This window comes from Alphaproteobacteria bacterium (genome assembly GCA_040216735.1).
Classification (GTDB): domain Bacteria; phylum Pseudomonadota; class Alphaproteobacteria; order SHVP01; family SHVP01; genus CALJDF01.
On sequence record JAVJOO010000004.1, the window covers coordinates 195,270 to 208,365 of the forward strand.

Consider the following 13,096-nt stretch of genomic DNA (forward strand, 5'->3'; position numbering starts at 1 on the left):
TGCGATCAGGACCACCGCAGGTCGAGCGTGTAGGGGAACTCCGGTCGTACGGTCTTGCGAGGCGCCGGGCTCGTACCCGGGGTGTGTCCCTCGGTGAAAAACCGGGCTAGACGCCGACTCTCTGCCTCGTAGGAGTTGACCGGAAATGTCTCGTAGTTGCGCCCGCCGGGATGGGCGACGTGATAGGTACATCCGCCCACGGCCCGCCCGGTCCACCGGTCATAAATGTCAAAGACCAGTGGTGCATCGACGTCGATCGAAGGGTGCAAACTCGACGACGGTTTCCAGGCGCGGTACCGCACTCCCGCGACCTGCTCGCCCGCAACGCCGGTCTCTCGCATCGGAACTTCGCACCCGTTGCAGGCAATGGCATAACGATCGCCCGACATCCCGGTGGCCCGTACCTGTAGTCGTTCAACCGACGAGTCGACATAGCGCACGGTGCCGCCGACGGAACCTTCCTCACCCAAGACATGCCAAGGTTCCAAGGCCTGGCGCAGTTCCAATTCGATGTCGCGGTAGCGCACTGCGCCGTAGCGGGGAAAACGAAACTCGTAGTGCGGCGCGAACCACTCTTCGTCCATCGCGTAGCCCGCGCTTTGCATGCCGGTAACCACGTCGCGCAGATCCTCCCGCACGTAATGCGGCAGCATGAATCGATCATGCAGTTCTGTCCCCCACCGAACCAAATTGCCGGTGTAAGGTTCGCGCCAGAACCGCGCGACCAGCGCACGCAACATCAACTGCTGGACCAGACTCATCCGGGCATGCGGTGGCATCTCGAAGGCGCGGAACTCGACCAGTCCAAGTCGGCCGGTAGGGCCGTCGGGCGAGTACAACTTGTCGATGCAAATCTCGGAACGGTGCGTGTTCCCGCTCACGTCGGTGAGCAGGTTACGGAAAATGCGGTCGACCACCCAAGGCGCCACGTTGTCGGCATCCATCGACGGAACCTGGGTGAACGCCAGTTCCAGTTCATGCAACGTATCATGCCGGGCTTCGTCGACACGCGGTGCCTGACTGGTCGGTCCGATGAAGAGGCCTGAGAACAGATAGGAAAGAGACGGGTGATGCTGCCAATAGGTCAGCAAACTGCGCAGCAAGTCCGGCCGCCGCAGGAAGGGGCTATCGGCGGGGTCCGCTGCGCCAAGAACGACATGGTTGCCGCCGCCGGTCCCGGTGTGGCGGCCGTCGATCATGAATTTCTCGGTCCCGAGCCGGGACAGGCGCGCCTCTTCGTAAAGCCCCTCCGTGATGGCCTGCATTTCTTGCCAATTACCCGCGGGCTGCACATTGACCTCGATAACGCCCGGATCGGGGGTAACCTTGATCACGTTCAAGCGGTGGTCTGTCGGCGGCACATATCCTTCCATTCGGATTGGCAGGACGCTTTCTTCGGCGGCATCCTCAACAGCGGCGACAAGGTCGAGATAGTCCTCCACCGACTCGACCGGCGGCATGAACACCCACAGATAGCCGCCGCGCGGTTCGACGGTCATGGCGGCGCGTACAATGCGTCCGTCACCACCCTTCGCGTTTTGCCCTACGACGGTTTGGCGCACGGCGTTGGGGTCGCCGTTCTTGCGCAGGAATGGTTGCCGCTGGGGATTGGTATCGGGTAACGGACCGCGGGCCGCAAAGGGGTCGGTCGGGACTATGTAGGGATAGTTGACCGGGGGGACGTAAGGCAGCGACGGGAGCGGCAGGCGCAAGCCCATGGGCGAATCGCCAGGCAACAAGTAAAGGTGCTTGGCCCGCGTCGACCACGCCTGGCTGTACCAGCGCGACCCAGCCTTGGATTGCCAACGCTGCACCGGCAGGACGTACCCGGTAGGCCGGCTCAGACCGCGCTCGAAGACCTGGGCCAAGCGCTGCCGCGCCATCGGATCGTCGAGCTTATTACTGCCCGGGTCTAGGTTCTCGGGCAGCTTGCGTTCTTGATCGACGAAGTGCCACGGATCCTCGTAAGCGGGGGTGATGGCGCCGGGCCCGATTTCGAGACGCGCTGCGATGCTCTGGGCGAATTTTCGTGCGTCGTTGTCGTTTGGCGGCGTCGCCTTCGACGAAATCGCAATCAATTCGTCGTGGCGCCACACCGGTTTGCCGTCGGCGCGCCAATAGAGCGAATAGGCCCAGCGCGGCAGTTGTTCGCCGGGGTACCATTTACCCAGACCGAAGTGAATGAATCCGTTCGGCGCGTATCGTGCTTTCAGGCGTCCGATGAGATCGGCGGCCCGTGCCTCCTTAGTTGGGCCGATCGCGGCCGTGTTCCACTCCTCTTCGTCAGGGTGGTCGATGGAAACGAAGGTCGGTTCGCCGCCGATCGTCAAACGGACGTCGTGCTCGGTCAGATCGGCGTCGATCTTTTCGGCAAAACGCTCGACCGCCTGCCACTGCTCTTCGCTATAGGGTTTGGTCACGCGCGCCGTTTCGAAAACGCGAGTCACCTTCATGTCGTGGCTGAACGTCGTCTCGGCGTATTCGAGGGCGCCGCTGATCGGCGCGGCGCTGGACGGATGCGGTGTGCAGGCGAGGGGAATATGGCCCTCGCCTGCAAACAACCCCGACGTCGGGTCGAGGCCAACCCAACCGGCGCCAGGCAGGAAGACCTCAACCCAGGCATGCAAGTCGGTGAAATCGCGATCGGTGCCTGACGGTCCGTCGAGGGATTTAACGTCTGCGACAAGTTGAATGAGGTAGCCCGAGACGAACCGCGCCGCGAGGCCGAAGTGGCGGAGAATTTGAACCAGCAACCAGCTCGAATCGCGGCACGAACCGCGCGCGATCTGCAGCGTCTCCTCCGGGGTTTGGACACCGGGCTCCATGCGGATGACATAGTCGACCGATTCTCGAAGTTTTTGATTGAGCGCGACTAGGAAGTCGACCGTCGGGACGTCCTTTGGTTTGGGATAGCGGGCAAGCCAATCCTTGAGGAGCGGGCCGGGGGCCGCCTTCTCCAGGAACGGTTTGAGGTCTTGCGCGAGGTCCGCGTCGTAGGAGAAGGGGAACGTTTCGGCGGCGGGTTCCAAGAAGAAGTCGAACGGGTTGAATACGACCATGTCGGCGACAAGGTCGACTTCGACCGAAAACTTCCGAACCTTTTCCGGGAAAACCACGCGCGCCAGGTAGTTGCCGAACGGGTCTTGCTGCCAGTTCAGGAAATGCCCCGAGGGCTCGATCTTCAGCGCATAGCTCTCGATCGGTGTGCGGCTATGCGGTGCCGGGCGTAGCCGAATAACTTGCGGTCCCATCTCGACCGAACGGTCGTAGTCGTAGAGGGTCTTATGATTGAGTGCGATATGGATGGTCATGGCACAGGAATCCCGTACAAAATCTCGGTTTCGTTGGGGCGGGTTGCTCGCAATCGTTGAGGAAGCAACTCTCTAGGGTACGATCCGCTTGGCCCTACTGGGTCATATGGACCCTACTGGGCCATATAGACCCTTTCTGCTATATGCCTACGTGACGTCACTGGCGTCTAGGTGTTCTTTTTTGTCGAGCGTCCCCTGGATCCGGCGGATTTTGAGATACCGGCTACCTTCCTGCGCTGTGTTGCGTGCCCAAGGGGCCCGGTCGCCTGACGAAACTCATTTTGCTGGCGTTCGGAAAGGTCTAGAACACGCTTCGAAGGGTCGGCGAGTTCCGTCGTGCCTAATGAACGACGCCGCTATGCGGCGAAGACTACGAAACCGGAGTTCGAATGACCTATTGCGTAGGCTTGCTGCTCAACGAAGGTTTGGTGATGCTGTCCGATTCGCGCACCAACGCGGGCGTCGACTACATTTCCACATATTCAAAGCTGACGGTGTGGGAAACGCCGGGAGAACGGGCGGTCGCGCTCTCCACAGCCGGCAACCTCTCGATTTCCCAGAATGTCGTGACGATGCTCGATGAGGGGCTTCCGGACGCGAGCGGGAAGCTTGTCAGCATGCGCACTGTCGAATCCATGACCGAAGCGGCTCGTCTGGTCGGTCGCGCAATCCGCGAGGTCGAACGCCTCGAAGGACCCAATATGCGCCAAGCCGGCGTCGGCTTCGACGTGAGCTTCATCCTCGGCGGTCAGATCAACGGACGCCAACTGCGGATGTTTCTCTTCTATACGGCGGGCAACTATATCGAGGCCTCGACGGAATCGCCCTTTTTCCAAATCGGCGAACTCAAGTACGGCAAGCCAATTCTCGATCGCATCGTCAATTTCGAGACCTCGCTTGAGGACGCGACGAAATGCGCGTTGATCTCGATGGATTCGACCATTCGGTCCAACATCTCCGTCGGTCTGCCGCTCGACTTGCTGGTGTTCCGTCGCAATGCGGCGGACATCGAAACCCTGCGTGTGATTCCGGTGGACGACCCTTACTTCAAAACCGTTTCTGAAGGCTGGTCCAGCGGCCTTCGAGAAGCCTTCGAGAAAATCCCAGCCCCCCAATGGGGTGAATCGTCCGGCCCTGTCGTTACGCTCGTTAGCTAGCCGCAGGTCGCCGACTCGGCGACAACGGGCAGGCGAGAACGGTTTCGTTCCAAGCGACACTCGGGGGTCTTGCAGGAATCGCCCAGGCCAATGCCAAACAAGCCCGCGATGGCCTGGACCTAGCATTGCTCTGGGGGACGTTGGTCGCTCAGTGCGATGCCACTCTTCCGTCGCTGGGGCCCACGTGTCGAGTGGGTCGGCCCGCGCTATCCCATTAAAGCTTTTCAGGTCTATCCTTGGCTCACATGGCGTGCCGAACCTTAGAGCGGCGACGAAATGAATATGGAGGCCTTACCCCGATGAGCTCTGTGACACTTTCCTACAGCGATGGTAAGCCAGCGACCACAGGGGTCGAGGCCGTCGGTGCGGTTCTGCGAACCATCGGGGTTAACGTCGACACTATGCCCCTGCCAAAAGAAGCCGCATCAATTCTCAAAGCGTCGCAATCCCGCGCGGTGACAGACGCGGAAATCGCGACGCTGCTGTCGATTTTTTCGCTGCATCGCGGCGAATTGCTTGACGAGATTCGCAAAGCCGGTCGAGAGCCGGCGGCACCTCGCGGCGGGTTCCTGTCGATATCGGAAATCGATGTGCCGCCGTATCCAAAAGTCTACGACACCAAGGCAATGACCCCGGACGTGAAGGTTTTCCTCCAGGGGAAATTCGGCAAGCTGCACGTCAACAGCGCCGAGAACGGCGTGGGCATTGACGAGGTCATGACCTTCGTATCGGGCGGTCCCTGGACGTGGTTCTTCGTCTTGCCCGATCAGGTGATCGGAAAACTAACCCTGGGACATGTCGGATTGGACGGGCCGGGTTGGCGGATTAGTTATCCCGGCCTGGGCCCCCACGGCGCCTTTCTCGATTCGGACTACGGCTTGGTCGTCGCCCACGCCCATGGGCCGGAAACCTTCGTCATGCGCTACGAGGAACCCAGTGTCGATGGCGCCGAGTTGCTGGGCACCAATTCATGGATCGATTTTTCCGGGAAGACGCCGAAGGTGCTCGCGCGCCCGCCGGAAACCGCCTGAGCGGAGGGGACATGACCGACACCAAGGTCGCGCACGGCGGCGGCAGCCTTTTCGAGGACCTGCGGCATGCGCCGATGGACGCGGTGCGCGCGGCGATCCGCTCGGGCGCCTATCGTGGGCACACGGCCGGCATCGGGCTGGGGCGTCTGCAGGGAAATCTTGCGATCCTTCCCGCCGATTACGCGCTCGATTTCTTCCGTTTTTGTCAGCGCAACCCCAAGCCCTGTCCGTTGGTCGGAGTTTCGGACACCGGCGATCCCATGATGCACACGCTGGGCGACGACATCGACATTCGCCGCGATGTGCCGCTCTACAACATCTACCTGGATGGGCAGTTGGAGCGACAAGCGACCGATATTGACGATCTGTGGCGCGACGACCTTGTCGCCTTTGTGCTCGGATGTTCCTTCACCTTCGAACAGGCGCTTTTGGCCGAGGGCATACGCCTCGCCCACATCGAAGACAACAAGACCGTGGCGATGTATCGAACCTCGATAGAGACGCAGCCCGCCGGACCGTTCCGCGGACCGGTCGTCGTCTCGATGCGTCCCATGCGCGCGGCCGAAGCGATCCGGGCCGCGGTGATCACCGCACGCTTTCCCCACGCCCATGGTGCGCCACTTCACATCGGCGACCCCGTCGAAATCGGGATACGAAACCTATCGGAACCGGATTGGGGCGATCCTCCCGTCCTGGAAGACGGTCAAGTGCCGGTTTTTTGGGCCTGCGGTGTAACCCCCCAGGCGGCCGTTCAGGTGGCGAAGCCCTCGCTGTGCATCACCCACGCGCCGGGCGCGATGTTGATCACGGATGTGCTGGACCGCGGCCCCGGAACCTGATCTGGGCCAAGGGGCCTTGCGCTTCAGAAAGCGGATACCCATATTAGAATTATTCTAATATAGCCAGCGGACGCGTTGATGCCGCGGCGATTCGCTTGCGGTCGGTGGCTCGGTTTTTGCCGATTGGCATGAACCGACCAAAGGCTGGGGCAGGCCGGCAACGAAGGAGAACAATCGTGGATCAAAACAAACGGAACGCGCCGGGCAAGTGCCCAGTAATGCATGGCGGGAATACGACCGTCGGCACCTCAAAGAAAGATTGGTGGCCCAAGGCCCTCAACCTCGACATCCTCCATCAGCATGATGCCAAGACTAACCCCTTGGGGGAGAGCTTCGACTATCGCGAAGAACACAAGAAACTCGATGTCGCGGCGCTCAAAACTGACCTTCACGCCCTGATGACCAACAGCCAGACATGGTGGCCCGCGGACTGGGGCCATTACGGTGGCCTGATGATCCGCATGGCATGGCATGCGGCCGGTTCGTACCGGACCGCCGACGGGAGAGGCGGTGGTGGCACCGGGAACCAGCGCTTCGCGCCACTCAACTCCTGGCCCGATAATGCGAACCTCGACAAGGCCCGCCGTCTCCTATGGCCGATCAAGAAGAAGTACGGCAACAAGATCAGTTGGGCCGATCTCATCATCCTCGCCGGAACCATCGCCTATGAATCGATGGGCCTGAAATCCTTCGGTTTCGGTTTCGGTCGCGAGGATATCTGGCACCCGGAAAAAGACACCTACTGGGGTTCTGAAAGCGAATGGCTCGGTGCCAACCGTTACGGTGACGACGACCGCGACTCGCTGGAAAACCCGCTCGCTGCCGTGCAGATGGGTCTGATCTATGTGAACCCGGAGGGTGTCGGCGGTAAGCCGGATCCGCTGCGTACTGCGCAAGACGTGCGTGAGACATTTGCGCGCATGGCAATGAACGACGAGGAGACCGTTGCACTCACCGCCGGTGGCCATACGGTCGGAAAGACTCACGGCAACGGCGACGCGAAGCTCCTCGGACCTGAACCGGAGGCAGCCGATGTCGAGGATCAGGGCTTCGGCTGGCTCAACAAGACCAAGCGCGGCATCGGTCGCGACACCGTGACGAGCGGGCTCGAGGGCGCCTGGACCACCCACCCCACGCAGTGGGACAACGGCTATTTCGATATGCTTCTCAGCCACGAGTGGGCGTTGAAAAAGAGCCCTGCCGGTGCTTGGCAGTGGGAACCCGTAGACATCGCGGAGGAAGATATGCCGGTCGATGTCGAGGACCCCTCGATCCGCTGCAAACCGATCATGACCGACGCCGATATGGCGATGAAGGTAGATCCGGCCTATCGCAAGATATCCGAACGGTTTCACAAGGACCCCGCGTACTTCTCGGAAACCTTCGCGCGCGCTTGGTTCAAGCTGACGCACCGCGACATGGGACCGAAGGTGCGCTACCTCGGGCCCGACGTGCCGCGGGAAGATCTGCTCTGGCAGGACCCGGTCCCAACCGGCGACGCGGCCTATGACGTCGCCGCGGTGAAGGCCAAGATCGCAGCGAGCGGTTTGACGGTTGCCGAAATGGTGGCGACAGCCTGGGACAGCGCCCGCACCTTCCGGCGCTCGGACATGCGGGGCGGCGCCAACGGCGCACGTATCCGTTTGGCCCCACAGAAGGACTGGGAGGGCAACGAGCCCGCACGTCTAGCTAAAGTTCTGTCGGTACTCGAAACGATCTCGGCGCAAACCGGGGCGAGCGTTGCCGATGTGATCGTTTTGGCGGGCAATCTCGGCATCGAACAAGCCGCCAAGGCGGCCGGCTTCGATACTGCCGTACCTTTCTCACCTGGCCGCGGCGACGCCACAGACGAGATGACCGATGCCGACTCGTTCGACGTGCTGGAACCTCTCCATGACGGCTATCGCAACTGGCTTAAGAAGGACTACGCAGTCAGTGCCGAAGAACTGATGCTCGACCGAACGCAGCTTATGGGGCTGACCGCCCACGAGATGACGGTGCTTGTCGGTGGGATGCGTGTTCTTGGTACCAACCACAGCGGCACCAAACACGGTGTTTTCACCGATCGGGTGGGTGTCTTGAGCAACGACTTCTTCGTTAACCTGACGGATATGGCCTTTGCGTGGCAACCCGCGGGCAAGAACCTCTATGAGATCCAGGACCGCACGACGGGTGCGGTCAAATGGACAGCAACGCGGATCGACCTTGTCTTCGGTTCTAACTCCGTTCTTCGCGCCTACGCCGAAGTCTATGCCCAAGACGATGCCAAGGAGAAGTTTGTGAAAGACTTTGTCGCCGCCTGGACAAAGGTCATGAACGCGGATCGTTTCGATCTCGCCTAGGAGACCGCACACCAGGTTGTTGAGTCAAAGGCAGCAACAGGAAGGCGCGGTGGGGGCGTCAAAGCCCCCGCCGCGCGACTCAACTCAACCCGCGATCACAGTCCAACGAAAAAGGGGCTAGGCCTAAGGCCTAACCCCTTGATCTAAACTGGCTCCCCGGGCCGGACTCGAACCAGCGACAAAGCGGTTAACAGCCGCTTGCTCTACCAACTGAGCTACCGGGGATCGGTGGGCGTGCTATAGCAAATCGATTGGGGCTTCGCCAGCCAAAAGCCCATTCGGGCCGCGGCCTTTTACCGCGCGGTTGGCTCCCCCATAATCGTGGGCGCGTTGCGCACGACATTCACCAGAGGAAGGGCGCCATGCCGACAGTGATGATTACCGGAGCAAACCGGGGGCTGGGCCTTGAATTTGCGCAGCAATACGCTGCCGACGGCTGGTCGGTGATCGCGTTCTGCCGCGATCCGGCCCAGGCCGGCGAACTCGCCGCGCTCTCCGGCACAGCCGGTGGCCGCGTCGAGGTCCATGCCCTCGATATCCTCGATTTCGCCGCGATCGATACCGCCGCCGCACGCCTTGCCGGTCGGCCGGTCGACCTGCTGATCAACAATGCCGGGATTATCGGCCCGGTGCGCGCCGAGCTCGCCAAGCAGAGCTTCGGCACGATGGATTACGCCGCCTGGGAACGGGTCTTGCGCACCAACACGATGGCGCCGTTCAAGGTGACCGAGGCGTTTTTCGACAACCTGATGCGGGGCGACCAAAAGAAAGTCGCCGTGATTTCGTCGACCGTCGGCTCGAATGTGGAGATGCAAGCGCCGGTCTTTGCCTATGCCGCCTCCAAGGCCGGGGTGACCAAGACCTTTACGACGCTGGCCTCGGTTCTGCGCGACAAAGGTGTAACGGTGATGGTGTTTTGCCCCGGCCACGTCAAAACAGATATGGGCGGGGAGGGGGCGGCGGTCGAGCGTGTCGATTCGATCGCCGGCATGCGTAAACAAATCGCTGCCTGGACGCTTCAAGAGTCCGGCGCGTTCAAGCGCTTTAACGGCGAAACCGTCGCGTTCTAGCGCCCGCGCCCCGGAGCCGCCAACCATGCCCAAAATCGCGATCATCGACGACTACGTCGGCAACGTGCAGGATTACGCCGACTGGGCCCAACTGCCGGCGGACTGCACGCTCGATGTCTTTCACGCCCATGCCGAGACCGTGGATGCCCTGGTCACCCGTCTCGCGCCCTACGACATCGTCTGTTGTATGCGCGAACGCACGCGCTTTGACGCAGCTACGCTGGCCCGTTTGCCCAATTTAAAACTGCTGTGCTCGACCGCACCGACCAACGCCGCAATCGACGTCGCCGCTGCGGCCGCGCGTGGCATCACGGTGTGCGGGACCGGCGTTCCCGATCCAGGATTGGCGGCTGCCGAAATCACCTGGGCGCTAATCCTGGGCCTCACCCGCCAAATCCACATCGAAGACGCCAACATGCGCGCGGCTCGTTGGCAGTCGACGATGGGCCGCGACTTGAAAGGCCTCACGCTCGGCGTCATTGGCCTGGGCCGTTTGGGGACGCCGGTTGCGCGCGTCGGCGCCGCGTTCGGTATGACGGTGATCGCGTGGAGCCCCAACATGACCGACGCGCGGGCTGCCGAAGCCGGAGCCACGGCGGTGACGAAGGACGAACTCCTAACGCGCAGCGACGTGATCGCCATCTTGATGGTGCTGAGCGCGCGCACCCGTGACCTCATCGGCGAAACCGATCTGCGCAAAATGAAGGCCGATGCCATCTTGGTGAATGCCTCGCGCGGGCCGCTGATCAACGAGGCAGCTTTGATCCAGGCCCTCAAGGAAAACCGGATCGGCGGTGCGGCGCTCGACGTGTATGACCAGGAACCCTTGCCCGGCGACCACCCGTTGCGGCGCCTGCCCAACACATTGCTGACGCCGCATATCGGCTATTCGACCGAGGCCACCTACCGCGTATTCATCCCGCACACGGTGGAAAACATCCTGGCCTATCTTGCTGGCACCCCGGTCCGTGTGATGAACCCCAAGGCGCTGGACGACCGAACGCAACCCAAGTTCCTGGACTGACGATCGCCAAAACGCCCGCCCGCAGGTCAAAGCGATAGGCCGAGCTGGCACCCCCGGACCTGTTAGCGAAGGTGTCCGCTGCTGGGATGTCGCCCGGACGGCACTCCCGGCACTCCTTTTGAGCAAAAAATGCGCGCGCGGCTTCTTGACAGGGGCGGAGCCCTCTCCTAAATCCCCGCCACGAGTCATCTGGCACTCGCGGCTAAAGAGTGCTAAGCACTCCAGCCGGAACACTGCTAGACGCAGGAATGGGAGAAAAATCTATGAAATTCAGACCGTTACACGATCGTGTCCTCGTCCGCCGCTCGGCCGAAGAGGAACGTACGGCCGGTGGGATCATCATTCCCGATACCGCCAAGGAAAAGCCCATGGAGGGCGAGGTGATCTCGGTCGGCCCCGGGGCCCGCAACGAAAAGGGTGAAATCATCACCCCCGACGTCAAAGCCGGAGATCGCGTCCTGTTCGGCAAATATGCCGGCACCGACGTGACCATTGGGGGCGAGGATCTCGTCATCATCAAGGAAAGCGACGTCATGGGCATCATCGAAGGCAAGACGGCGTCCAAAAAGAAAGCCGCGTAGCTCGAACAGCCCAAGAAAGAAGGAAGAAACTCAATGGCGAAACAAGTTAGATTCGGCAACGACGCACGCGAGCGGATGCTCCGCGGCGTGGACGTTCTTGCCAACGCGGTCAAAGTGACGCTCGGTCCGAAGGGCCGCAACGTCGTGATCGACAAGTCGTTCGGCGCACCCCGCATCACCAAAGACGGTGTGACGGTCGCAAAAGAGATCGAGCTTGCCGACAAGTTCGAGAACATGGGCGCCCAGCTCGTCAAAGACGTGGCGCAGCGCACCAATGACGAAGCCGGCGACGGCACCACGACTGCGACCGTACTGGCCCAGGCCATCGTTCGCGAAGGTGCCAAGGCCGTTGCCGCCGGCGCCAACCCGATGGACCTCAAGCGCGGCGTCGATCTCGCCGTGAAGAACGCCGTTGCCGATATCAAGAGTGCCGCCAAGAAGATCAAAGGGCACGACGAGATTGCCCAGGTCGGCACCATTTCGTCGAACGGCGAAGCTGAGATCGGTCAAATCCTCGCCGAGGCGATGGACAAGGTCGGCAAAGAAGGGGTCATCACCGTCGAGGAAGCCAAGGGCTTCGCGACCGAGCTCGAAGTCGTCGAAGGGATGCAGTTCGACCGCGGCTACCTGTCGCCGTACTTCGTGACCAACGCCGAGAAAATGCTCGTCGACCTGGAAGACCCCTACATCCTCATCAACGAGAAGAAGCTCTCGAACCTGCAGGCGATGCTGCCGGTGCTCGAGGCCGTGGCCAAGTCCGGCCGGCCGCTTTTGATCATTGCCGAGGACGTCGAGGGCGAAGCCCTGGCCACCCTCGTGGTCAACAAGCTGCGTGGCGGCCTGAAGGTCGCCGCCGTGAAGGCACCCGGCTTCGGCGATCGTCGCAAGGCGATGCTCGAAGATCTGGCGATCCTGACCGCCGGCACCGTGATCTCCGAAGACCTCGGGATCAAGCTTGAGAATGTCACGCTCGACATGCTCGGCAGGGCCAAGAAGGTCTCTATCTCCAAGGAGGAGACCACGGTCGTCGACGGCGCCGGCAAGAAAGGCGATATCGAAGGCCGTTGCGCGCAAATTCGTGCCCAGGTCGAAGACACGACCTCCGACTATGACAAGGAAAAGCTGCAAGAACGTCTCGCCAAATTGTCGGGCGGTGTTGCGGTGATCCGGGTCGGGGGCGCCACCGAGATCGAAGTGAAGGAGCGCAAAGACCGCGTCGACGACGCGCTCAACGCAACCCGCGCTGCGGTCGAAGAGGGTGTCGTTGCCGGTGGCGGGTCGGCGTTGCTGTACGCCAGCCGCGGCCTCGACAAGATCAAGGTCGACAACGAAGACCAAAAGATCGGCGTCGATATCGTACGGAAGGCGCTGCAAGCGCCGGTCAAGCAGATCGCCGAGAATGCCGGCGTCAATGGCGGCGTCGTCGTTGGCAAACTGCTTGAGCAAAACAGCCGCAGCTTCGGTTTCGATGCGCAAAAGGAAGTCTACGGCGACTTGATCAAGTGGGGCATTATCGACCCTGCCAAAGTCGTACGGACCGCGCTCGAAGACGCAGCGTCGGTTGCGAGCCTGTTGATCACCACCGAAGCTGGTGTGACCGACAAGCCCGAGAAAAAAGACAGCCCCGCCCTGACGCCGGGCGCGGACATGGGTGACATGGATTTCTAAGAAATCCTGCCCACTGAGAGACGAAAAAGGGCGCCTTCGGGCGCCCTTTTTGCTGGCCCTAAACCGGCGCCAC

At 61.5% G+C, this 13,096-nt stretch carries 9 protein-coding genes and 1 tRNA gene; 8 read left to right on the top strand and 2 right to left on the bottom strand.

Annotated elements, in window-relative coordinates; translation table 11 throughout:
• Window positions 1–5: 5 nt before the first annotated feature.
• Window positions 6–3,311, bottom strand: a complete 3,306-nt coding sequence (locus tag RID42_11295) for a transglutaminase family protein (protein ID MEQ8248252.1) — start codon at window positions 3,309–3,311, stop codon at window positions 6–8.
• 389 nt (window positions 3,312–3,700) lie between these two features.
• Here RID42_11295 and RID42_11300 point away from each other — a divergent pair, with 389 nt between their 5' ends.
• From RID42_11300 to katG, 4 genes are all read left to right on the top strand, one after another.
• Window positions 3,701–4,468 carry a peptidase gene (locus RID42_11300; protein ID MEQ8248253.1) on the top strand — a complete coding sequence of 256 codons (768 nt, stop codon included), beginning with the start codon at window positions 3,701–3,703 and terminating at the stop codon, window positions 4,466–4,468.
• A gap of 299 nt (window positions 4,469–4,767) precedes the next feature.
• Window positions 4,768–5,499, top strand: a complete 732-nt coding sequence (locus RID42_11305; protein ID MEQ8248254.1) for a hypothetical protein — start codon at window positions 4,768–4,770, stop codon at window positions 5,497–5,499.
• A gap of 11 nt (window positions 5,500–5,510) precedes the next feature.
• Window positions 5,511–6,338, top strand: coding sequence for a putative hydro-lyase (locus RID42_11310; protein MEQ8248255.1), 828 nt, complete (start codon window positions 5,511–5,513; stop codon window positions 6,336–6,338).
• A gap of 176 nt (window positions 6,339–6,514) precedes the next feature.
• On the top strand, window positions 6,515–8,680 hold the full coding sequence (gene katG, locus RID42_11315) for a catalase/peroxidase HPI (GenBank protein MEQ8248256.1): 2,166 nt from the start codon (window positions 6,515–6,517) through the stop codon (window positions 8,678–8,680).
• Between the two features lie 149 nt (window positions 8,681–8,829).
• Here the strand turns inward: katG and RID42_11320 are convergent.
• Window positions 8,830–8,905 (bottom strand) — tRNA-Asn (locus RID42_11320).
• Window positions 8,906–9,042: 137 nt separating this feature from the next.
• Between RID42_11320 and RID42_11325 the strand changes: the two genes are divergently transcribed.
• The 4 genes from RID42_11325 to groL all read left to right on the top strand — a co-directional run bounded on the left by RID42_11325 (window position 9,043) and on the right by groL (window position 13,023).
• Window positions 9,043–9,750 (top strand): SDR family oxidoreductase, encoded by a 708-nt coding sequence (locus tag RID42_11325; protein ID MEQ8248257.1) that lies wholly within the window; start codon window positions 9,043–9,045, stop codon window positions 9,748–9,750.
• 25 nt (window positions 9,751–9,775) lie between these two features.
• Window positions 9,776–10,774: a D-2-hydroxyacid dehydrogenase family protein gene (locus tag RID42_11330; protein MEQ8248258.1), complete on the top strand. Its 999-nt coding sequence runs from the start codon at window positions 9,776–9,778 to the stop codon at window positions 10,772–10,774.
• 263 nt (window positions 10,775–11,037) lie between these two features.
• Window positions 11,038–11,355, top strand: coding sequence for a co-chaperone GroES (locus tag RID42_11335; GenBank protein ID MEQ8248259.1), 318 nt, complete (start codon window positions 11,038–11,040; stop codon window positions 11,353–11,355).
• Between the two features lie 33 nt (window positions 11,356–11,388).
• Entirely contained in the window at window positions 11,389–13,023 is a 1,635-nt protein-coding gene (gene groL / locus RID42_11340; GenBank protein MEQ8248260.1) for a chaperonin GroEL, read from the top strand.
• The last annotated feature ends 73 nt before the right edge of the window (window positions 13,024–13,096 follow it).

Bases quoted from the DNA above. Each gene is read 5' to 3' on its own strand.
- RID42_11300 (MEQ8248253.1), top strand. From the start codon at position 3,701: ATGACCTATTGCGTAGGCTTGCTGCTCAACGAAGGTTTGGTGATGCTG.
- RID42_11325 (MEQ8248257.1), top strand. From the start codon at position 9,043: ATGCCGACAGTGATGATTACCGGAGCAAACCGGGGGCTGGGCCTTGAA.
- RID42_11335 (MEQ8248259.1), top strand. From the start codon at position 11,038: ATGAAATTCAGACCGTTACACGATCGTGTCCTCGTCCGCCGCTCGGCC.
- RID42_11305 (MEQ8248254.1), top strand. From the start codon at position 4,768: ATGAGCTCTGTGACACTTTCCTACAGCGATGGTAAGCCAGCGACCACA.
- RID42_11310 (MEQ8248255.1), top strand. From the start codon at position 5,511: ATGACCGACACCAAGGTCGCGCACGGCGGCGGCAGCCTTTTCGAGGAC.
- RID42_11295 (MEQ8248252.1), bottom strand. From the start codon at position 3,311: ATGACCATCCATATCGCACTCAATCATAAGACCCTCTACGACTACGAC.
- RID42_11330 (MEQ8248258.1), top strand. From the start codon at position 9,776: ATGCCCAAAATCGCGATCATCGACGACTACGTCGGCAACGTGCAGGAT.
- groL (MEQ8248260.1), top strand. From the start codon at position 11,389: ATGGCGAAACAAGTTAGATTCGGCAACGACGCACGCGAGCGGATGCTC.